The organism is Pseudomonas sp. GW821-FHT05H12 (assembly GCF_059419385.1).
This window is the reverse complement of the sequence record NZ_JBWKRS010000031.1, coordinates 52,572-74,037: the sequence shown is the minus strand read 5'-3', so window position 1 is coordinate 74,037 and position 21,466 is coordinate 52,572. Positions and strand designations below refer to the sequence as shown.

At 62.1% G+C, this 21,466-nt stretch carries 21 protein-coding genes; 9 read left to right on the top strand and 12 right to left on the bottom strand.

Annotated features, from left to right (window positions below; translation table 11 throughout):
- Positions 1–59 precede the first annotated feature (59 nt).
- The 6 genes from AC07SU_RS23640 to AC07SU_RS23615 all read right to left on the bottom strand — a co-directional run bounded on the left by AC07SU_RS23640 (position 60) and on the right by AC07SU_RS23615 (position 5,738).
- A complete protein-coding gene (locus AC07SU_RS23640; protein WP_494998385.1) occupies positions 60–1,367 on the bottom strand; it encodes an MFS transporter in 1,308 nt (435 codons plus the stop codon).
- A gap of 184 nt (positions 1,368–1,551) precedes the next feature.
- Complete coding sequence (gene dgoD / locus AC07SU_RS23635; RefSeq protein WP_003170741.1) at positions 1,552–2,700, bottom strand: galactonate dehydratase; 1,149 nt, start codon at positions 2,698–2,700, stop codon at positions 1,552–1,554.
- Positions 2,701–2,748: 48 nt separating this feature from the next.
- Positions 2,749–3,369 (bottom strand): 2-dehydro-3-deoxy-6-phosphogalactonate aldolase, encoded by a 621-nt coding sequence (locus tag AC07SU_RS23630; RefSeq protein WP_494998384.1) that lies wholly within the window; start codon positions 3,367–3,369, stop codon positions 2,749–2,751.
- A gap of 1 nt (position 3,370) precedes the next feature.
- Positions 3,371–4,330, bottom strand: coding sequence for a 2-dehydro-3-deoxygalactonokinase (locus tag AC07SU_RS23625; RefSeq protein WP_494998383.1), 960 nt, complete (start codon positions 4,328–4,330; stop codon positions 3,371–3,373).
- A gap of 96 nt (positions 4,331–4,426) precedes the next feature.
- Complete coding sequence (locus AC07SU_RS23620; protein WP_176994601.1) at positions 4,427–4,756, bottom strand: DOPA 4,5-dioxygenase family protein; 330 nt, start codon at positions 4,754–4,756, stop codon at positions 4,427–4,429.
- 31 nt (positions 4,757–4,787) lie between these two features.
- Complete coding sequence (locus tag AC07SU_RS23615) at positions 4,788–5,738, bottom strand: choline sulfate utilization transcriptional regulator (RefSeq protein WP_494998382.1); 951 nt, start codon at positions 5,736–5,738, stop codon at positions 4,788–4,790.
- A gap of 103 nt (positions 5,739–5,841) precedes the next feature.
- Here AC07SU_RS23615 and betC point away from each other — a divergent pair, with 103 nt between their 5' ends.
- The 3 genes from betC (at position 5,842) to AC07SU_RS23600 (ending at position 10,016) form a co-directional block, all read left to right on the top strand.
- On the top strand, positions 5,842–7,356 hold the full coding sequence (gene betC / locus AC07SU_RS23610; protein WP_494998381.1) for a choline-sulfatase: 1,515 nt from the start codon (positions 5,842–5,844) through the stop codon (positions 7,354–7,356).
- 18 nt (positions 7,357–7,374) lie between these two features.
- Entirely contained in the window at positions 7,375–8,289 is a 915-nt protein-coding gene (gene choX, locus AC07SU_RS23605; protein ID WP_494998380.1) for a choline ABC transporter substrate-binding protein, read from the top strand.
- A gap of 158 nt (positions 8,290–8,447) precedes the next feature.
- The gene (locus AC07SU_RS23600; RefSeq protein WP_494998379.1) at positions 8,448–10,016 is read left to right on the top strand and encodes a SulP family inorganic anion transporter; all 1,569 of its coding nucleotides are present in this window, start codon (positions 8,448–8,450) and stop codon (positions 10,014–10,016) included.
- 109 nt (positions 10,017–10,125) lie between these two features.
- On the opposite strand, the gene aroE is transcribed toward AC07SU_RS23600, so the two are convergent.
- Together aroE and hemF are read right to left on the bottom strand one after the other, a co-directional pair.
- Positions 10,126–10,953 (bottom strand): shikimate dehydrogenase, encoded by an 828-nt coding sequence (aroE, locus tag AC07SU_RS23595; protein ID WP_494998378.1) that lies wholly within the window; start codon positions 10,951–10,953, stop codon positions 10,126–10,128.
- A complete protein-coding gene (hemF, locus tag AC07SU_RS23590; RefSeq protein ID WP_176994595.1) occupies positions 10,953–11,885 on the bottom strand; it encodes an oxygen-dependent coproporphyrinogen oxidase in 933 nt (310 codons plus the stop codon). The genes aroE and hemF overlap by 1 nt, the downstream gene beginning before the upstream one ends.
- Positions 11,886–12,045: 160 nt before the next feature.
- Between hemF and AC07SU_RS23585 the strand changes: the two genes are divergently transcribed.
- The gene (locus AC07SU_RS23585; RefSeq protein ID WP_494998377.1) at positions 12,046–13,023 is read left to right on the top strand and encodes a quinone oxidoreductase family protein; all 978 of its coding nucleotides are present in this window, start codon (positions 12,046–12,048) and stop codon (positions 13,021–13,023) included.
- Positions 13,024–13,153: 130 nt separating this feature from the next.
- Here the strand turns inward: AC07SU_RS23585 and tsaC are convergent, their stop codons facing one another.
- The 3 genes from tsaC to AC07SU_RS23570 all read right to left on the bottom strand — a co-directional run bounded on the left by tsaC (position 13,154) and on the right by AC07SU_RS23570 (position 15,716).
- On the bottom strand, positions 13,154–13,711 hold the full coding sequence (tsaC, locus tag AC07SU_RS23580) for an L-threonylcarbamoyladenylate synthase type 1 TsaC (protein ID WP_176994593.1): 558 nt from the start codon (positions 13,709–13,711) through the stop codon (positions 13,154–13,156).
- A gap of 61 nt (positions 13,712–13,772) precedes the next feature.
- On the bottom strand, positions 13,773–14,876 hold the full coding sequence (dprA, locus tag AC07SU_RS23575) for a DNA-processing protein DprA (RefSeq protein WP_494998376.1): 1,104 nt from the start codon (positions 14,874–14,876) through the stop codon (positions 13,773–13,775).
- Positions 14,877–14,939: 63 nt separating this feature from the next.
- A complete protein-coding gene (locus tag AC07SU_RS23570) occupies positions 14,940–15,716 on the bottom strand; it encodes a peptidoglycan-binding protein (RefSeq protein WP_494998375.1) in 777 nt (258 codons plus the stop codon).
- A 135-nt stretch (positions 15,717–15,851) separates the two neighbouring features.
- On the opposite strand from AC07SU_RS23570, the gene def reads away from it, so the two are divergent.
- The 5 genes from def (at position 15,852) to AC07SU_RS23545 (ending at position 20,435) form a co-directional block, all read left to right on the top strand.
- Positions 15,852–16,358 carry a peptide deformylase gene (gene def, locus AC07SU_RS23565; protein WP_016978734.1) on the top strand — a complete coding sequence of 169 codons (507 nt, stop codon included), beginning with the start codon at positions 15,852–15,854 and terminating at the stop codon, positions 16,356–16,358.
- 69 nt (positions 16,359–16,427) lie between these two features.
- Entirely contained in the window at positions 16,428–17,378 is a 951-nt protein-coding gene (gene fmt / locus AC07SU_RS23560; protein ID WP_494998374.1) for a methionyl-tRNA formyltransferase, read from the top strand.
- Positions 17,375–18,685 carry a 16S rRNA (cytosine(967)-C(5))-methyltransferase RsmB gene (rsmB, locus tag AC07SU_RS23555; RefSeq protein ID WP_494998373.1) on the top strand — a complete coding sequence of 437 codons (1,311 nt, stop codon included), beginning with the start codon at positions 17,375–17,377 and terminating at the stop codon, positions 18,683–18,685. Before fmt ends, rsmB begins: the two co-directional genes overlap by 4 nt.
- A gap of 22 nt (positions 18,686–18,707) precedes the next feature.
- Complete coding sequence (gene trkA / locus AC07SU_RS23550; RefSeq protein ID WP_176994588.1) at positions 18,708–20,081, top strand: Trk system potassium transporter TrkA; 1,374 nt, start codon at positions 18,708–18,710, stop codon at positions 20,079–20,081.
- Positions 20,082–20,123: 42 nt separating this feature from the next.
- Positions 20,124–20,435 (top strand): hypothetical protein, encoded by a 312-nt coding sequence (locus tag AC07SU_RS23545; RefSeq protein WP_176994587.1) that lies wholly within the window; start codon positions 20,124–20,126, stop codon positions 20,433–20,435.
- Positions 20,436–20,566: 131 nt separating this feature from the next.
- On the opposite strand, the gene AC07SU_RS23540 is transcribed toward AC07SU_RS23545, so the two are convergent.
- On the bottom strand, positions 20,567–21,454 hold the full coding sequence (locus AC07SU_RS23540; protein WP_494998372.1) for a lysophospholipid acyltransferase: 888 nt from the start codon (positions 21,452–21,454) through the stop codon (positions 20,567–20,569).
- Positions 21,455–21,466: the final 12 nt, after the last annotated feature.

Sequence of the window (21,466 nt, the reverse complement as noted above, 5' to 3'; positions counted from 1 at the left end):
CCCCCCCCCCCCCCCCCCCCCCCCCCCCCCCCCCCGGCTCCTACAGGGTTGGGTGGTGGTTAGTTGAGTTCGATGCGTTCGACTTTGCCTACGAGCACTACGTAGGACAGCGCACCCAGCAATGCCAGCACCGCGATGTAGGTAATCGCCGGCGCAAACGAATCGCCGCTGGCCAAAAAGCCAATCACGATCGGCGTGGCAATGGCTGACAGATTACCGATGAAGTTGAACACCCCACCGGTCAAACCCAGCAACCGTGCCGGCGCCAGGGTCGAGACCAGCGACCAGGTGATCGACGCCAGGCCATTACCAAAGAACGCCACAGCCAGGAAGGCAATCACCCAGGCCGTCGAGTCCACATAGTTGGCACCGATGATCGCCGTGGAGATCAGCAGCCCGCCAATGATCGGCAGCTTGCGCGCAAACCCCACCGATGCGCCGCGACGAATCAGCCAGTCGGAAAAGATCCCGGAACACAACACACCGACAAACGCAGCGAGGAACGGCAGCGACGCCAGCAGGCCAGACTTGATGAAGTCCATGCCGCGATATTTCACCAGGTAGGTCGGGAACCACGTCAGGAAAAACCACAACGTCGAGTTCAGGCAGAACTGCCCCAGGTAGATGCCCCAGAGCTTGCGCTTGCTCAGCACGATCCCCAGGTCGACCCAACTGAACGGCGCTTTGGCGGCTTTTTCCTGCATATCCACCAGCCCGCCGCCTTCACGGATCAGCTCGATTTCCGCGCTGTTGGCGCCTTTGAAATCTTTTGGCTCGCGGTACACCGCGTACCAGATGACCGCCCACAAGATGCCGACACCACCGGTGACAACAAACACCATATGCCAGCCAAAGGCATGCTGCAGCCACGCCAGCACCGGTGTGAGAAACGCCAGCCCGACAAACTGCCCGGAGGTGTAGACGCCAATCGCCGTGGCGCGTTCGCGCTCGGGAAACCAGGTGGTGACCACGCGGCTGTTGATTGGATACGCCGGCGCTTCCAATGCACCCACCGCCATACGCAACACGAACAGGGCGATAAAGCTGGCGGCAAAGCCGAGCATGACGGTCGCGATAGACCACAGCAGCAAGGCCGCCGTGTAGAGAATGCGCGGCGGCACGCGGTCCACCAGCCAGCCGCCCGGGATCTGCATGGCGGCGTAGGTCCAGCCAAAGGCCGAGAAGATCAACCCGACATGCACCGGGTCGATGCCCAGTTCACTGGTCAACGCCGGGGCGGCAATCGACAGGTTGCTACGGTCGAGGTAGTTGATCACCACGGTGATGAACAGCAGCACCATGATGAAGTAGCGCTTTCTCGTAGGCGTGACTAAAGAAGCCTGCCCGGTGAAGGATTCAGGGTGCATGGGGGTTGCCTCTTTTTATGCTTATTGAGGTCTGGAAAATAATCTGACTGAAGAAACCGCATCAAAATGTGGGAGCTGGCTTGCCTGCGATAACGGTGTATCAGTGCCAAATGTGCACTCTGGCCCACCGCTATCGCAGGCAAGCCAGCTCCCACAGGTTCAACCGCATTTCGTCAGTGAGAAATCACCACTCGGCAAAACTGCCGTCGGCATGACGCCAGATCGGGTTGCGCCAGCGGTGGCCGATGGCTGCGCGTTCGATCACGTATTCCTCGTTGATCTCGATGCCCAGGCCCGGCCCGTTGGGGATCTTCACAAAGCCTTGGTCATAGTCGAATACGCCGGGGTCGCGCACATAGTCGAGCAGGTCGTTGCTCTCGTTGTAGTGAATGCCCAGGCTTTGCTCCTGGATGAACGCGTTGTAGCAAACCGCGTCCAGTTGCAGGCACGCGGCCAGGGCGATCGGGCCCAGCGGGCAGTGCAGGGCCAGGGCCACGTCGTAGGCTTCGGCCATGTTGGCGATCTTGCGGGTTTCAGTGATGCCACCGGCATGGGAGGCGTCGGGCTGGATGATGTCGACGTAGCCTTCGCTGAGCACGCGCTTGAAGTCCCAACGGGAGAACAGGCGCTCGCCCAGGGCAATCGGCGTACTGGTCAGCGGCGCCAGCTCCTTGAGCGCCTCGTAGTTCTCGCTGAGCACCGGCTCTTCGATGAACATCAGCTTGTACGGGTCGAGTTCCTTCATCAGCACCTTGGCCATGGGCTTGTGCACCCGGCCATGGAAGTCGACGCCGATGCCGACGTTCGGGCCCACCGCATCACGCACGGCGGCGACGTTGGCCAGGGCCAGGTCGACTTTTTCGAAGCTGTCGACGAACTGCAGCTCTTCGGTGCCGTTCATTTTCACGGCGGTAAAACCACGAGCCACGGCCTCTTTGGCAGCGCGGGCGGTGTCGGCCGGGCGGTCGCCGCCGATCCAGGAATACACGCGGATCTTGTCGCGCACCTGCCCGCCGAGCAGGTCGCTGACCGACACGCCGAGGGCCTTGCCCTTGATGTCCCACAGCGCCTGGTCGATACCGGCCAGGGCGCTCATGTGAACGGCGCCGCCCCGGTAGAAGCCGCCGCGATAGAGCACCGTCCAGATGTCTTCGATATTGCGTGGGTCTTTGCCGATCAGGTAGTCGGACAGTTCTTCAACGGCAGCGGCAACCGTGTGAGCGCGACCTTCGACCACGGGTTCGCCCCAGCCAGTCACGCCCTGGTCGGTTTCGACCTTGAGGAAGCACCAGCGCGGCGGAACGATGAAGGTGGTCAGTTTGGTGATTTTCATCTGTTATCTCTCTTATCGATGCGGCGCCCGTGGGCGCAAGACTTGAAATCAGCTCAGGGCTTTCCAGGCGGCGACATACGCCTGGGCGCGGCTCGCGACCTGTTCCACGGTCATGCCCGGCTTGAACAACCCGGAACCCAGCCCGAACCCTTTGGCGCCGGCGTCAACAAATACCTGCATGTTGTCCGGGGTAATGCCGCCCACGGGCAGCAGCAACGTGCCCGACGGTAAAACCGCCAGCCACGCCTTAATCACTGCCGGGCCCATTTGCTCGGCGGGGAACAGCTTCAATACGTCAGCCCCTTCGGCCAGTGCGGCGAAGGCTTCGGTCGGCGTGGCCACACCTGGCGACAGGTACAGGCCCGCCGCTTTCGCCGCGCGCAGCACCTGGGCGTCACTGTGGGGCATCACGATGACTTGGCCACCGGCCGCCTTCACCTGCTCAACCTGCTCTGGCGTCAACACCGTGCCCGCACCGATCAGGCAATCGGCGGGCAGGCTGTCACGCAGGGTGCGGATGCTGGTGTAAGGGTCGGGCGAATTCAGCGGGACTTCAATCACGCGAAACCCGGCCTGGTACAGCACGTGGCCGATGGCCTCGGCTTCGTCCGGGCGAATGCCGCGCAGGATGGCGATCAAACCGTTTTGCGCGAGTGCTTGCTTGAGCATGTCAGGCCTCCGATACAGGTTGAGTAAGCCCGGCGGCCACCGCCAGTTGCCACAGGCCGCGCTCGGTGGCCTCCTGCGCCAGGCTGACATGGGCGAAGCCGAAGAGGGCGAGGGCGCGCTGATAACGGGCGCACAGTGGGGCGGCGCCGACCAGGATGATCGGCTGGTGTTTGGCGCTGTCGGGCAGGCCGGCAAGTTCATGGCCGATGAGCAAACCGGACAGGTAATCGGGCTGCTGGTCAGGGGCAAGTTCGCCGGTGAGTCCAAGGGTGCGGGCACTGAACAACGTGGACAGCACGCCGCGCTGGCCGTCTTTGGAAAGCGCCACGTGCACGCCACGATCAAAGGCTTGGGCCTGAAAGTGTTCAGACGGTTGCTGGGTGCGCCCGAGGAGGCTGTGTTTGCTCAACACTGCAAACACCTCGCCGGTCATGAAGGTGTCGAAATGGGTGATGCGCCCATCGGCCACTTCGACCCACTTGGAATGGCTGCCCGGCAGGCCGATCAGCACCTGGGCGCCCAGCCCTTGCAGCACGCCCAGCACTTGGGTTTCCTCGCCGCGCATGACATTGGGCAAGCCGACCTGCTCGATCACGCCCGGCACGATATGCACGTCCACACCGCGCAGGCTGCGCACTTTGTGCAGCGCTTGGCCGAGGCTGGCGACATCGACAGGAGTATTGCGATAGGCCGCTTCGCTCCAGCCTTGGGCACTGCCAACCATGCCGCAGGCGATCACCGGCAGATTGGGTTGTGCGTCGAGCCAATCGCCGCAAGCCGTATCGAACGCCAACTCGAAGCCATCGCTGCAGCGTACGCCGGCGATGTCCCGGGGTTCGCTGGGCAGGTGCATGATCCCCAGCGCCAGCGAGCGCTGTTCGAGCACCACGCCAGCCGGGCCGAGTTTGTAAGCACGAAGGGAGCTGGTTCCCCAATCGAGCGCGATCAATTGCGCCTGCATCGCTTCACCTGAGTTTTGAGCGGATGCAGCGAATATAAACCTACGCGAACGCAAGTCTCAATATATAAATATCAATCCCATATTTAGGGATGCCTTTTAAGAAAAGGCTGACAGGTTCAGCTCCCGCATTGCCCCCATCCAGACGGCATAGTCTGTGTGATCTTTCAGGTCATCGCCGGTTTCGGGATGCAGGAACACCACCAGGCCATTGCGATGGATCACCAACCACGGCAGCACCACACCGATGTACTCAGGGTCGAAGGCCAATTGGCAGCTCCAATCCGGGTGCGGGCCCACCGGTCGTTCGTGGACGCGCCCCATGCGCAATGGGAAGAGTTTGGCGGCGTCTTCGCACAAGGTGCGCGCCTGATCAATGGTGCTGGCATCGAAATAGATATGGGCGTGATAGCCCTTGATACGTTGCATGACGGACTCCGAATCCACTATGCGCCAGATGCTAGACCGCAATGGACGGCAGGGCCAGCCCGGTCAGAGACTGCGCGCTGCTGGCTTGTTCGGCGACCAACCAGTCGACAAAACGCTCGACCAACTGCCCCCGGCGTTTACGCTGCGGCTGCACCACGTAATAGCCGTAGCGTGAGATCACCGTGTCGCTGATCGGACGGCACAGCCAGTTCTGTTCCAGCAGGTTATCCACCAGGTGGCGCCAACCGACGGCCACGCCCTGGCCGGCAATCGCCGCCTGGATCAGCAAGGTGTAGTTGTCGAAACGCAGTTGGCCCGGAGTGGGCGCGGCACTGATGCCCAGTTCACGAAACACGCCAGCCCAGTCGAACCACTGGCTGTTGTTTTCCTGGCGCAGGTGCAGCAGAGGAAAATCGTGCAAATTTTGCACAGTCAGTGCGGAGGTCTGTTCCTTGAGCCACTGCGGGCTGCACACCGGGAACACTTCCTCATTGAACAGCCACAGGCTGTCGCCCTGTTTGAAGCGGCCATCGCCAAACAGCACCGCCACGTCGATATCGCTGCGCAAGGTGGCATGGTTGCGCTCGCTGGTCACCAGGCTCACATCCACCTGGGGGTTGGCCGCATGAAAACGGTGCAAGCGCGGCATCAGCCAATAGGCGGCGAAGGCGAAGTCGGTGGCGACTTGCAGCACTTCATGCTGATCCTGTTGGGTGATGAGGCTCAGGCCTTGGTTGATCCCCTGCAAGCCGCCTTGCACATGCTCGAACAGCAACGCGCCGGCGTCGGTCAGTTCGATGCCGCGATAGATGCGATCAAACAGGCGGATCGCCAACTGTTCTTCCAGACGCTTGATCTGCTGGCTGATGGCCGGCTGGGTGGTGCCAAGCTCCATTGCCGCCGCCGTAAAGCTGCGATGACGCGCCGCCGCTTCGAACGCGCGCAGCAAATCGAGGGATAAATCGCCGAGGGCTTCATACATAAGCTGTGCTTATCCTAGACATTGCTTTTCATGGGCTTTACCCCACTTTTCATGGGCTGCATGCTCATTCGCATAAACACCACCTATGGAATGCCGATAGATCATGAAGCGCAAGAACATTCTTTTCATCATGGCCGATCAAATGGCCGCGCCGTTGCTTCCGTTCTACGGCTCTTCCCCCATCAAGTTGCCCAACCTCAGCCGCCTCGCCGCGCAAGGCGTGGTGTTCGACGCCGCCTATTGCAACAGCCCGTTGTGCGCGCCCTCGCGCTTCACCCTGGTGAGCGGCCAATTGCCGAGCAAGATCGGCGCCTACGACAACGCGGCCGACTTCCCCGCCGATGTGCCCACCTACGCCCACTACCTGCGCCGCCTCGGCTACCGCACCGCGCTGTCGGGCAAGATGCACTTCTGTGGCCCCGACCAGTTGCACGGTTACGAAGAACGCCTAACCAGCGACATCTACCCCGCCGACTATGGCTGGGCGGTGAACTGGGATGAGCCGGACGTGCGCCCCAGTTGGTACCACAACATGTCCTCGGTGTTGCAGGCTGGCCCGTGCGTGCGCACCAACCAGCTGGATTTCGACGAAGAGGTGGTGTTCAAAGCCCAGCAGTATCTGTTCGACCATATCCGCGAAGACGGCGAGCGGCCTTTCTGCCTGACTGTTTCCATGACTCATCCCCACGATCCGTACACCATTCCCAAGCCGTTTTGGGACCTGTACGACGACGGCGATATCCCGTTGCCTACGACGCCCGCACAGGCCGATCTGGACCCGCATTCCCAGCGCCTGCTCAAGGTCTACGACCTGTGGAACAAACCGCTGCCGGTGGACAAGATCCGCGATGCCCGCCGTGCCTATTTCGGCGCCTGCAGCTACATCGACAGCAATGTCGGCAAGCTGCTGCAAACCCTGGAAGACACAGGCCTGGCGGACGATACGATCATCATCTTCTCCGGCGACCACGGCGACATGCTTGGCGAGCGCGGCCTCTGGTACAAGATGCACTGGTTTGAAATGGCCGCCCGCGTGCCGCTGCTGGTGAGTGCGCCAGGGCAATTTGCGGCGGGCCGTGTGGGCAAAGCCGTGTCCACCGCTGACCTGTTGCCGACGCTGGTGGAACTGGCCGGTGGCGAGCTGGACCCTCGCCTGCCGCTGGACGGCCGTTCGTTGGTGCCACACCTGCAAGGGCAGGGCGGGCATGACGAGGTATTTGGCGAATACATGGCCGAAGGCACCATCAGCCCGCTGATGATGATTCGCCGTGGCGCCTACAAACTCATCTACAGCGAAGACGACCCTTGTCTACTGTTCGATGTACACAACGACCCGCACGAGCGGGAGAACCTCAGCCAGTCACCGGAACACCGGGCACTGTTCGAGGCGTTTTTAGAAGAGGCGCGAGCCAAATGGGACATCCCGGCGGTCCACCAGCAGGTGCTCGCCAGCCAACGCCGCAGGCGCCTGGTGTTTGAAGCACTGACCGAAGGAAAGCTGAAGAGCTGGGACCACCAGCCACTGGTCGACGCCAGTCAGCAATACATGCGCAACCATATCGACCTCGACGACCTGGAGCGCAAGGCACGTTATCCACAACCCTGCCAAAACCAATAAATAGACAGAGGGAAGGCCATGCAAAAGTTGACGGTGATACTCGCAGCCCTGGCGTTGAGCAGCGCCAATGTGTACGCAGATACCAGTTGTGACACAGTGAAAATGGCCGATCCGGGCTGGAGCGATATCGCAGCCACCAACGCCATCACCGGTTTTCTGCTGACGGGCATGGGCTACAAGGCCAAGGTCGATACTCTGGCGGTGCCGATCACCTTTGGCGGGCTCAAGGACGGCCAGGTGGATGTGTTCCTGGGCAACTGGATGCCGGCGCAGCAGGGCTTCTACGACAAATTCGTGGCCAACGGCGATGTGGTGCAACTGGCGAAGAACCTCGACGGCACCGAGTTCACCCTCGCCGTGCCCGACTACGTGTGGGACGCCGGCGTGCACGATTTTGCCGACCTGAACAAATTCGCCGACAAGTTCGACAAGAAAATCTACGGCATCGGCTCCGGCGCGCCGGCAAATATCTCGCTGCAGGACATCATCAAGAAGAACGACTTCGAGCTGGGCCAGTGGAAGCTGATTGAATCCAGTGAACAGGCGATGCTCGCCGAAGTATCGCGGGCGGTGAAGAAGCAGAAGTTCGTCACCTTCCTAGGCTGGACGCCGCACCCGATGAACGTGCAGTTGAAAATGCACTACCTCACCGGTGGCGAGAAGTACTTTGGTGACAAAGGCAGCGTGTACACCTTAACCCGCAAGGGTTATGCACAGGCCTGCCCGAACGTTGGCAAACTGTTGACCAACCTGAGTTTCACCCAGGACATGGAGAACAGCATCATGGCCGAGGTGGCGAACAACAAGGTCAGCAATGCCGATGCGGCGAAGGCGTGGATCAAGGCGAATCCGGCGGTGTTGGATAAATGGTTGGAGGGGGTGAAGACCGTGGATGGCAAGGATGCATTGCCCGCAGTTAAAGCAAAACTCTAAGCCTTGTGGAAACTGGCTTGTGTGGGAGCTGGCTTGCCTGCGATAGGATCACCTGTGTGTACCTGAAGTACCGCGGTGTCTGCATCGCAGGCAAGCCAGCTCCCACAGGGGCCAGTGCGTGCTGATATTCTGCGTAAAACCCTCAAACCGAGACCCTGATGCCCCGGCTCAACCGCCACACACTTTTCCCCTTCCTCAGCTGGCTCCCCCGCCAAACCCGCGCCAGCGTGGGCCGGGACGCAATCGTCGGCCTCAGCGGCGCGGTGCTCGCCCTGCCGCAGTCGATTGCCTACGCATTGATCGCCGGTCTCCCACCCGAATATGGCTTGTACGCCGCCATCATCCCGGTGCTGATCGCGTGCCTCTGGGGTTCGTCGTGGCACCTGATCTGTGGTCCCACGGCGGCGATTTCCATCGTGCTCTACGCCAGCGTCAGCCCGCTGGCCGTGCCGGGGTCACAGGACTACATCACCTTGATCCTGTTGCTCACATTCCTCGCCGGGGTTTTCCAGTGGCTGCTGGGCATGCTGCGCTTTGGCGCGCTGGTGAATTTTGTCTCCCATTCGGTGGTGCTCGGTTTCACCCTGGGTGCGGCCGTGGTGATTGCGCTCGGACAATTTCCCAATCTGCTGGGGCTGGATTTGCCGAGCCAGGCCACAGCAATCAACAGCCTGCTGGCACTGATCCATCACAGCGGCGAATGGGACCATGCTTCACTCATCCTCGGAGTTGGCACGTTGCTGGTGGGCGCGTTGCTCAAATACCTCGTTCCACGCTGGCCAACCCTGTTGATCGCCCTGGCCCTCGGCAGCCTGGCGGCGTGGCTGTGGCCGGCGATGTTCGGGCATGTGGCGCTGGTCAGTTCGTTTATCGGCAAGCTGCCGCCGTTCAGCCCATTGCCCATGGACCTGGACGTGATCCTGCGCCTGCTGCCGAGCGCCGTGGCGGTGGGCATGCTGGGGCTGGTCACCAGTCTGTCGATCGCCCGCTCGCTGTCGGCGCGTTCGCAGCAATTGCTCGACGCCAACCAGGAAGTGCGTGCGCAGGGTTTATCCAACATCGTTGGCGGATTTTTCTCCGGGTATTTGTCAGCCGGTTCGTTTACCCGCTCGGGCTTAAGCTATGAAGCGGGCGCCTGTTCACCGTTGGCCGGGGTGTTTTCTGCCTTGTGGGTGGCGCTGTTTGCGTTGTTTGGCGCGGCGTTGATCGCCCACATTCCGATCCCGAGCATGGCTGCCAGCATCTTGCTGATCAGTTGGGGGCTGGTGGACCGTCGCGGCATTCGCGCCTTATTCCGCGTCAGTCGCGCCGAGTTTGTGGTGATGAGCCTGACCTGCGTCGCCACCTTGCTGCTGGAGCTGCAAACCGCAATCTACGCCGGGGTGCTGGCGTCGCTGTTTTTCTACCTGAAGCGCACCTCGCAACCGCGCGTGCAGCAATGGCGTGACGGCAATGAGGATGTGCTGCGGGTAGGGGGGTCGATCTTCTTCGGCGCCAGCCATTACCTGCAAGTGCGCCTGCAAAGCCTGCAGGGTGAGCGGGTGGTGATTGAGGCGCAGCAGATCAACTTTATCGATTACTCCGGCGTGGAGATGCTGCACCAGGAGGCGCGACGGTTGCGTGGGCTGGGGCGCAGCCTGACGTTGCGGCGGGCACGGCCACAGGTGGTGGAAGAGCTGAAAAAGCTGGAAGGGGCCGACAAGTGCCCCCTCCATTTCGAAGACTGAACCCGGTTAAACCTGTGGGAGCTGGCTTGCCTGCGATTGCGGTGGGTCAACCAACAGACGTGTACCTGACATACCGCTATCGCAGGCAAGCCAGCTCCCACAGGGGTCTTCACAAGGCTTGAATCAACTGGCGGCGCAGCTCGGCCAACACCGGCGCCGATTCCGGGCGCACACCGCGCCACAGGAAGAAGGCTTCCGCCGCCTGTTCCACCAGCATGCCCAGGCCATCCATTGCCACGGCTGCGCCTTGTTCAGTGGCCCAGCGGCAAAACGCCGTCGGTTCCTTGGCGTACATCATGTCGTAGCAAAAGGTCTTGCCCGGTTCGATCAGGCTGCCTGCAATCGGCGGTACATCGCCTGACAAGCTGGCGGAGGTGGCGTTGATGATCACGTCCACCGGCTCACGCAACCAGTCGAAACCGCTGGCAGACACCGGGCCCAGGTCGTCGAACAGCTCAGCGAGCATTTCGGCCTTTTCCACGGTGCGGTTGGCGATGATCAGCGAAGCCGGCTGCTCGGCCAGCAACGGTTCCAGCGCGCCACGTACCGCGCCACCGGCGCCCAGCAACAGGATGCGTTTGCCTTGCAGGCTCAACCCGGCATTCACCGTGAGGTCGCGCACCAGGCCGGCACCGTCGGTGTTATCGCCCAACAGGCTGCCATCGGCCAGCTTGCTCAGGGTGTTCACCGCGCCAGCGCGTTGGGCACGTTCGGTGAGGGTGTGGGCCAGGCGGTAGGCCTCTTCCTTGAACGGCACGGTGACGTTGGCGCCACGGCCTTGCGCAAAAAAAGCACGGGCACACCCGGTGAAATCCTCCAGCGGCGCCAGCAAGGTGCTGTAGTCCAGTTGCTCGCCGGTTTGCTCGGCGAACATTCGGTGGATCAGCGGCGACTTGCTGTGGCCGATGGGGTTGCCGAACACGACATAACGGTCCATCAGACAGCCGCCTTAGGCGCGGCGAGGCCCAGCCAGTCACGGTCTTGCAGGAAGTAGTCGGTGAGACGTGCTTCTTCGCTGCCGGCTTCGGCTTTCCAGTCGTAGCTCCAGCGCACTTGCGGCGGCAGCGACATCAGGATCGACTCGGTGCGCCCGCCCGATTGCAGGCCGAACAACGTGCCACGGTCGTAGACCAGGTTGAATTCCACGTAGCGGCCACGGCGGAACTCCTGGAACTCGCGCTGCTGCTCGGTATAGGGCGTGGCCTTGCGGCGCTGCACGATCGGCAGGTAGGCGTCGATGTAGGCGTCGCCGATGGCGCGGATGAAGGCGAAGCAGGTGTCGAAGTCCCACTCGTTCAAGTCGTCGAAGAACAGGCCGCCGATGCCACGCGGTTCGTTGCGGTGCTTGATGTGGAAGTAGGTGTCACACCAGGCCTTGTAGCGCGAATACACGTCCGGGCCGAAAGGCGCACAAGCCTGCTCGGCTACGCGGTGCCAGTGAATGCAGTCTTCTTCGTTGCCGTAGTAGGGCGTGAGGTCGAAGCCGCCACCGAACCACCACACCGGCTCTTCGCCTTCTTTTTCGGCGATGAAAAAGCGCACGTTGGCGTGGGAAGTAGGAATGTGCGGGTTATGCGGGTGGATCACCAGCGATACGCCCAAGGCTTCGAAACCACGGCCGGCCAACTCGGGGCGATGGGCACTGGCAGACGGTGGGAGACCGCTGCCAAACACGTGGGAAAAGTTAACGCCGCCTTTTTCGATCACCGAACCGTCTGCGATCACGCGGGTGCGACCACCGCCACCGGCAGGCCGGGTCCAGGCGTCTTCGATAAAGCGAGTGTCCGTCTCGAAGGTTTCCAGGGCGCTGCAAATGCGGTCTTGCAGGTCAAGCAGGTAGGCCTTTACAGCCTCGGTGCGGGTAGTCATGGCATCACCTTGAATCGGGCAAAGCTACGCGAGGCCATTGGGCGTCGGCGGCAAATGGGCGCACAGGATACCACCGCACCCCGCTGTGCCGCAGTTGACGAAGATCAAGCTTAGGAGTCCGATAGGGGGCTACGCGAATTCGAACCCAGGAGAAGTGCAGATGGCCAAACGTATCCAGTTCAGTGCCCATGGCGGCCCCGAAGTCCTTGAATATGTGGACTACACCCCAGCGGAGCCTGGCCCACAGCAGGTTCGCGTGCGTAATGAGGCCATCGGCCTGAACTTCATCGACACCTATTTCCGCAGCGGCCTGTACGCACCGCCCGCCTTGCCGTCGGGGCTGGGCGCAGAAGGCGCCGGTGTGGTCGATGCGGTCGGCAGCGAAGTCACCCAATTCAAGGTCGGCGACCGCGTGGCCTACGGCAGTGGCCCACTGGGAGCCTACAGCCAACTGCACGTGCTGCCTGCCGCCAACCTGGTGCACCTGCCAGACGACATCAGCTTCGAACAAGCCGCTGGCGCCATGCTCAAGGGCCTGACCGTGCAGTACCTGCTGCGCCAGACCTATGAGTTGAAGGGCGGTGAAACCATCCTGTTCCACGCCGCTGCCGGTGGCGTGGGCTCCCTGGCCTGCCAATGGGCCAAGGCGCTGGGCGTGAAGCTGATCGGTACCGTCAGCTCGCCGGAAAAAGCCGCGCTGGCCAAATCCCTGGGCGCCTGGGAAACCATCGACTACAGCAAGGAAAACGTCGCACAGCGCGTGCTGGAATTGACCGACGGCAAGAAAGTCCCGGTGGTGTATGACGGCGTCGGTAAAGACACCTGGCTGACCTCGCTGGACAGCGTGGCACCCCGTGGGTTGGTGGTGAGTTTTGGCAATGCGTCGGGTGCGGTCGACGGGGTGAACCTGGGGATCCTGGCGGCGAAAGGCTCGTTGTATGTGACGCGCCCGACCCTGGCGACCTACGCGAATAACCCGGAAAACCTGCAGGCGATGGCCGATGATCTGTTCTCGATGATCAAGAGCGGCAAGGTGCGCATCGATATCAACCAGCGGTATGCGCTGGCGGATGCGGCGAAGGCGCAGACGGAGTTGTCGGGACGGCGGACGACGGGGTCGACCATTCTGTTGCCTTAACACCATGGGTTTTCGGCGTCTGTGAGGGCCTCATCGCGGGCAAGCCCGCTCCCACATTTGATCAGTGTCGTTCATCACAACACGGTCAAATGTGGGAGCCGGGCTTGCCCGCGATGGCCGCGCCTCGGTCTCAAGACGGCCGCACCACCTCACCCGTGGCCAAATCCCGAATCAAGCTCGGGTTCTTGCGCCCACCCAATGCGCCGCCCAATACCAGGTCAAGCTGACCACGGAAATACTGCTCCACGCGAAGTCGCGTGCGCGCAGACGGCCGCCCCTGGGGGTTGGCCGACGTCGAAATCAGCGGCCCGACCAACGAACACAAATCCCGCACCAGCGGGTGATCGCTGACCCGCAGGGCCACGGTGTCATGCACACCGGTCACCCATTCGGGCAGCAAGTCTTGATGGGGCACCAACCAAGTGTTCGGCCCCGGCCAGGTGCTGGCCATGCGTTCGATCCAGGTGTCCGGGAAGTCTTCGAACAGGAAGTCGAACTGGCGGATGTTGTCCGCCACCAGGATCAGGCCCTTGTCCACCGAGCGATTCTTGATCGCCAGCAACCGGTCCACCGCTTCTTCATTCCACGGGTCGCAGCCCAGGCCCCAGACCGCTTCGGTCGGATAGGCAATCACCGCGCCTGCGCGAATTTCTCGTGCGGCTTCCAGCACACGCCACCTGTTGACCATTGCTCACTCTCCGGACTTAAAGCTCTACGCAGTTTACCGATCTTCGTTACAAAACCCATCCCTACAAAAGCGCACAGCGCGCCAGCCAGCGTCCGCTTTCACAGATCACCTGGCCTTCCAGCTCCAGTTCCGTAAGGGTTGCCAACACCTGGGACAAAGGCCGCCCGCTGGCCATCGCCAAGGCTTCGCTGGTATGGGGCGCAGCGTGCAACAGGGCCACCAGTGGATGGGTCACCGGCACTGGCGCCGGGCGGGACAGCGCCTGCCAGCCGCGCAACCCTTCAAGAATGTGCTCGATGGTTTCCACCAGCACCGCCCCCTCGCGGATCAACTGATGGCAGCCCTTGGCCCCAGGATGATGAATGGAGCCCGGAATCGCATACACCTCGCGCCCTTGCTCGGCTGCCAGCTTCGCGGTGATCAACGAACCGCTGGCCATGCTGGCCTCCACCACCAGCACACCCAGGGACAAGCCGCTGATGATCCGATTGCGCCGTGGAAAGTTGCCAGCCTGGGGTGCGGCATCCAGCGGAAACTCGGAAACCACGGCGCTGCCCTGGGCAATCATCGCGTCAGCCAGTCTCCTGTGGCGCTGTGGATAAAAATTTTCCAGCCCGGTGCCAAGCACGCCGATGGTATGCCCTCCGACATCCAATGCCGCTTGGTGGGCAGCACCGTCGATGCCCAGCGCCAACCCGCTGGTAATCACAAAACCGGCACTCGCCAGGCTGCGGGAAAACGCGGCGGCCGTGTCCATGCCAGGGCGAGAAGCACGGCGGCTGCCAACCATCGCCAACTGCGGTTTTTCGAGGATGGCGGGGTTGCCGGCCACGAATAAAAGCGGCGGCGCGTCGTCGATCTGAGCGAGCAGTGCCGGGTAGTCAGGGTGGTCCCACATCAGCAAATGCTGGGCCGGGCGGCCCAGCCAGGCCAATGCGGCACTGGCACCGTCGCGTATTTCATGGCTGCGCCGTGCCTCTGCACTGATCGCGGGCAACCCGAGGGAGCGCCAGGCACTGGCCGGTGCGCTGATCGCCTTTGAGGCCGAGCCGAACGCTTCGATCAACAGGCGAAAACGCTTCGGACCCAATTCCGGCAGCCTGTGCAAGCGTAGTCGGGCTTCCAGTTCTGATGGGGAAATTTCATGGCTGTTTATCGGATACATCTGATCATCCTTGACCGGAACAAGCTGTGGATAACTCTGTTGGTAACTTATTTAGCAGGCTATTTATTGTGTTTGATGGGCAGTCTCGAAACGGTCCATGACCGCCAAGGGTCGTGAGGCCTTGAGTACCAGGCCGTAACTGAGCTTTTCATAGGTACGAAACACCAGCAGGGTGCCAGCGCGTTCGTCGGGGAGCTTCACCGGAGCGCCCGTGAGGCTGTCGCGTACGGTGGCGCCAGCCTTGATCACCGTAAGCAGCTGGCCTTCGACCAGGCCATCACGACGGCCCTTGTTCAAGGTGACGGCATCCAGCACGCCGATCTGGGTCACGCCCTTGGGGATATCGATGATTTTTCCTTGGATGAAGGGCGCACGTTGCGCGACTTCAAGATCTGCCAACGCAATGGGGGCTTCGGTTCTCAGCAATCGGTCGCCGGGGCGCACCTCCTGTGTCACCCGCTGCACCGCCAGGGTGGTGACGTCGCCTGCTGTCACAAAGCGGGCGGTGCCGATGTCATCGGCGTTTACACCCAGCAGCTCCTGAGTGTCGGGGTCGGTGTAGGTCTTGCCCCGGCGAAAGATCCCGTAGCTGGGCAGGGCCGGGTCCAGTTGGCCCCGGGCATGCACGGGTTCGTCATGGGCGCCCAGGACGCGGCCGGCGTCTGCGGCGACGATATACGGTGCGTTGTCCAAATCCTGCGGGGTATCGAGAATGCGGTTGTGCAGCAGGAAGCGTTGGATCGCCTGTTGCGTCGCTTGATCCAGACGCTGGGCGGGCGGGGGCAGCAGGGCCATGGCGAAGGGGGCCCACAGCAGCAAGACGAGTAGCGATTTCCTCATGGGGTGAATCTCCTTTATTATGTGCGTTCGCGTGAAATCCCCGTGCCTTCGTGGCTTTTGGGCGTTTCACACCGGCAGTCTGGGTCCATCCCAACGCCGATTTGCCTCTACCTCACATGTGCAGCAATTACGCTTATGGCTATTTTGAACATCCTCGAATTCCCCGACTCGCGCCTGCGCACGATCGCCAAACCGGTGGCCGTAGTGGACGACAAGGTTCGTCAGTTGGTCGATGACATGTTTGAAACAATGTATGAAGCCCCGGGCATCGGCCTCGCCGCGACCCAGGTCAACGTGCATCAGCGCGTCGTGGTCATGGACCTGTCGGAAGATCGCAGCGAACCGATGGTGTACATCAACCCCGAGTTCGAACCGCTGACCGACGAGATGGGTGAGTACCAGGAAGGCTGCCTGTCGGTGCCCGAGTTCTACGAGAACGTCGAACGCCCGCTGCGCGTGAAGATCAAGGCCCTGGACCGTGATGGCAAGCCGTTCGAGCTGATCGCCGAAGGCCTGCTGGCGGTGTGCATCCAGCACGAATGTGACCACCTCAACGGCAAGCTGTTTGTCGATTACCTGTCCACGCTCAAGCGTGACCGGATCAAGAAGAAGCTGGAAAAAAAGCATCGCCAGCAAGCTTGATGCCTCTCTTCCAAAGGCTTGCTGCGGCAAGCCTTTTTCTTTTGTGACTGTTTTTAACCGAGACCTCCCATGACCGAGCCACTGCGCATTGTTTTTGCCGGCACTCCCGAATTTGCCGCCGAACACCTCAAGGCCCTGCTTGCCAGCCCTTATGACATCGTCGCGGTGTACACCCAGCCGGATCGCCCGGCCGGTCGCGGGCAAAAACTGATGCCGAGCCCGGTCAAGCAACTGGCGCTGGAGCACAACCTCCCCGTGCTGCAGCCGCCGACCCTGCGCAACGCCGAGGCCCAGGCCGAGTTGGCTGCACTGAAACCCGATCTGTTGGTAGTTGTGGCTTATGGCCTGATCCTGCCGCAAGCGGTGCTGGATATACCGCGCCTGGGCTGCATCAACAGCCACGCCTCGCTGCTGCCCCGCTGGCGTGGTGCGGCGCCGATCCAACGCGCCGTGGAAGCCGGCGACAGCGAAAGCGGTGTGACCGTGATGCGCATGGAGGCGGGTTTGGACACCGGCCCGATGCTGCTCAAGGTGACCACCCCGATCACCGGCCAAGACACCGGTGGCAGCCTGCACGACCGCCTCGCCGAGCTGGGCCCGCCCGCTGTGACCCAGGCCATCGCCGGCTTGGCGGCTGGCACCCTGGAAGGCGAAGTGCAGGACGACAGCCTGGCCACTTACGCCCACAAGCTGAACAAAGACGAAGCACGCATCGATTGGAGCCGCCCGGCCGTGGAGCTGGAGCGCCTGGTACGCGCCTTCAACCCGTGGCCAATCTGCCACAGCACCCTCAACGGCGAAGCCTTGAAAGTACTGGCCGCGACCCTGGCAGAAGGCAAAGGCGCACCCGGTGAAATCATCGGCGCCAGCAAAGAGGGCCTGTTGGTGGCCTGCGGCGAACAGGCGCTGTGCCTGAGCCGTCTGCAATTGCCTGGCGGCAAGGCGCTTAATTTCAGCGATTTGTTCAATAGCCGTCGTGAGAAATTTGCCCTGGGCACTGTCTTGGGTGCTGCCCAATGAACCCACGTCTGGCCGCCGCCAAGGCTCTGGCCGTCGTCCTCAACGGCAAGGCTTCGCTGAACAGTTCGTTGCCCACCCAGCTGGACAAGGTCGAAGACCGTGATCGCGGTTTCACCCAGGACCTGGCCTTTGGCACCGCCCGTTGGCAGCCACGCTTGTCGGCGCTGGCGGCCAAGCTGCTGCAAAAACCGTTCAAGGCGGCGGATGCGGATGTGGAAGCGCTGTTGCTGGTCGGTCTCTACCAACTGCTTTACACCCGCGTGCCGGCCCACGCCGCCATCGGCGAGACGGTCGGTTGCGCCGACAAACTGAAAAAGCCGTGGGCCAAGGCCCTGCTCAATGCCGTGCTGCGCCGCGCCCAGCGCGAAAGCGAAGCGCTGCTGGCCGAGCTGGAACATGACCCGGTGGTGCGCACCGCCCACCCGCGCTGGCTGCAGAAGTCGCTGAAGGCGTTCTGGCCTGAGCAATGGGAAGCCATCTGCGCCGCCAACAATGCGCACCCGCCGATGATCCTGCGGGTCAACCGTCGTCATCACAGCCGCGACGCCTACCTGCAATTGCTCACCCACGCCGGTATCAACGCCACGCCGTGCGTGTACAGCGTCGACGGTATCGTGCTCGAAGCCGCCACCGATGTGCGCAGCCTGCCGGGCTTTGCCGAAGGCTGGATCAGCGTGCAGGACGAAGCGGCGCAACTCGCCGCCGACCTGCTCGACCTGGCGCCCGGCCAACGAGTACTCGACGCCTGCTGCGCGCCGGGCGGTAAGACGTGTCACATCCTGGAAGTCGAAAAAGACCTCGCCGGTGTGGTCGCGGTCGACCTGGAAGCCAAACGCCTGGTGCGCGTGCGCGAGAACCTCGCACGCCTGGGCTTGAACGCCGAGCTGATCGCCGCCGACGGCCGCGACACCGCCACCTGGTGGGACGGCAAACCCTTCCAACGCATCCTGCTGGACGCGCCGTGCTCCGCCACCGGTGTGATTCGCCGTCACCCGGACATCAAGCTCACGCGCCAACCCGACGACATCGCCGCCCTGGCTGTGCTGCAAGGCGAATTGCTCGACGCGATGTGGCCAACCCTGGAAGTCGGCGGCATCCTGCTCTACGCCACCTGCTCCACGCTGCCGACCGAGAACACCGAGGTCATCGAAGCCTTCCTTGCCCGTACCAGCGGCGCACGCGAGTTGGACCTGGCGACCACGGCCGGCATCAAGCAGCCCCACGGTCGCCAATTGCTCGCCCAGGAAGGCGGCCACGACGGCTTCTACTACGCCAAACTGATCAAGATCGCCGCCGCTCGCGGCTGAACGGTTTTAAGGGAGTGACCGGATGAAAATCATCATCCTTGGGGCAGGGCAGGTCGGCGGCACGCTGGCTGAACATTTGGCCAGCGAAGCCAACGACATCACGGTGGTCGACACCGACAGCGAGCGCCTGCGCAACCTCGGCGACCGCCTGGACATCCGCACCGTACAAGGCCGCGCGTCGTTCCCGACCGTGCTGCGCCAGGCGGGTGCCGACGACGCCGACATGCTGGTGGCGGTGACCAACAGCGACGAGACCAACATGGTCGCGTGCCAGGTCGCCCACACCCTGTTCCACACCCCGACCAAGATCGCCCGCGTGCGCGAAGCGGCCTACTTGACCCGCGCCGGCCTGTTCGACAACGACGCAATTCCGGTCGACGTGCTGATCAGCCCGGAGCAGGTGGTTACCCACTACATCAAGCGCCTGATCGAAATTCCCGGCGCCTTGCAGGTGATCGACTTCGCCGAAGGCAAGGCCCAACTGGTGGCCGTGAAGGCGTACTACGGTGGCCCGCTGGTCGGCCAGCAACTGCGCCAGTTGCGCGAACACATGCCGAATGTGGAAACCCGCGTCGCGGCGATTTTCCGCCGTGACCGGCCGATCCTGCCCCAGGGCGACACGGTGATTGAGGCCGACGACGAAGTATTCTTCATTGCCGCCAAGGCGAATATTCGCGCCGTGATGAGCGAAATGCGCCGCCTTGATGAAACCTACAAGCGCATCGTCATCGCCGGCGGTGGGCAGATCGGTGAGCGTTTGGCCGAGGCCATCGAAAGCCGCTACCAGGTGAAGATCATCGAGATGAGCCCGGCACGTTGCCGGCATTTGTCCGACACGCTGGACAGCACTGTCGTACTGCAAGGCAGTGCCTCGGACCGCGACCTGCTGATGGAAGAAAACATCGCCGACGCGGATATCTTCCTGGCGCTGACCAACGATGACGAAGCCAACATCATGTCGTCACTGCTGGCCAAACGGCTCGGGGCGAAGAAGGTGATGACCATCATCAATAACCCGGCCTATGTCGACCTGATCCAGGGCGGCGATATCGACATCGCCATCAGCCCGCAACTGGCCACCATCGGTACGTTGCTCGCCCACGTGCGCCGCGGCGACATCGTGAGTGTGCATTCCCTGCGCCGTGGCGCGGCGGAGGCCATCGAGGCGATTGCCCACGGTGACTCCAAATCGAGCAAGGTGATCGGCAAGGCCATCCGCGATATCGGCTTGCCGCCGGGCACCACCATTGGCGCGATCATTCGTGACGAAGAGGTGATCATCGCCCACGACGACACGGTGATCGAAACCGGTGACCATGTGATCCTGTTCCTGGTGGATAAGAAACATATCCGCGATGTGGAGAAGTTGTTCCACGTGGGGCTGAGCTTTTTCTGATGACGCTATCGCCGGCAAGCCGGCTCCTACAGGGTTCTTCGTATGCTTGAGTCACTCGAGAAAATGCTGGCCAAGGGTGTGGATAATTCGCTGCTGCGCTTTGGGCTGGGCAAGGGTTATCTGGATTTGAAGGACAACGCCAGGGCGGCGGAGCATTTGCGCAAGTGCGTGGAGTTCGACCCGAAATATTCGGCGGCGTGGAAGCTATTGGGCAAGGCGCAGTTGGGGCTGGAAGACCGCGCAGCGGCCCGGTTGGCGTGGGAGCAGGGGATTGTGGCGGCCCAGGCCCATGGCGATAAACAGGCCGAAAAAGAAATGACGGTATTCCTGAAGAAACTCGACCGCCAGGCCTGAGGCGATCCCCTGTGGGAGCTGGCTTGCCTGTGATGCAAGCAACTCGGTCTGTCAGTTGCACCGAGGTGATGCTATCGCAGGCAAGCCAGCTCCCACATTTGACCTCCATTGGCAGGGAGGTCAGCGGTTAATCAGTACCACCGCGCCTCACCCGGTGGGCGCTTCTTGAAGCGCTTCATGCTCCACATGTACTGGCTTGGGTAGGCGCCGACATAACGCTCCACCACCTTGCTCATCGCCGCGCAGGACGTGGCAGTGTCGGTGCTGTACATGTCTTCCGGTGCTGCTTCCAAAATCACTTTGTAACCCGAACCGTCCGGCAGCCGCAGCGCGTGCAGGAACACGCCAACAGCCTTGTGGCCCGCCAGCATGTTCGGCACGAACTTGCTGGTGAGTGCCTGGGTGGCGAAGAACGGTACGAAGATTCCGGCCGATTCAGCCGGTTCCGGGTCGGCGGGAATGCCCACCTGGCCACCTTTGCGCACTTCCTTGATCACGCTGAGGATGCCTTCCTTGGTGGAGGCCGCCACGCGGTTGCCCAACTGCACGCGCTGCTTGCGCAGCAACTCGTCCACCGCCTTGAGCTTGGGCGGACGGTAGAAAATGATCGGTTTGCACTGGCTGCAATAGAAGTGGTTCAGCACTTCCCAGTTGCCCAGGTGGCTGGTGATACCGACCACGCCTTTGCCCGAGGCCAGGGCTTCGTGCAGCACTTCCAAGCCTTCGACTTCACGCACCAGGTCGATGGAGCGCTGGGCCGGCCAGATCCAGGCGCAGGCGCTTTCGGTCAGGGACTTGCCGATGTCCATCAGGCTGCGGCCGACTAAAGCTTCACGCTCGACGGGGTCCATGTCCGGGAAGCATTTGGACAGGTTGATCCGCACCGTGTCGCGGGAGCGGTTGGGGGTTTTCCACATGATCCAGCCAATCGCCGTGCCGACGGCCTGGACGGCGCGCCAAGGCAGCAGGGCAAACAACCGGAGAGCGCCTACCAGCAAGGCGCCTTTAAACTTTTCCACAGGTCACTCCTG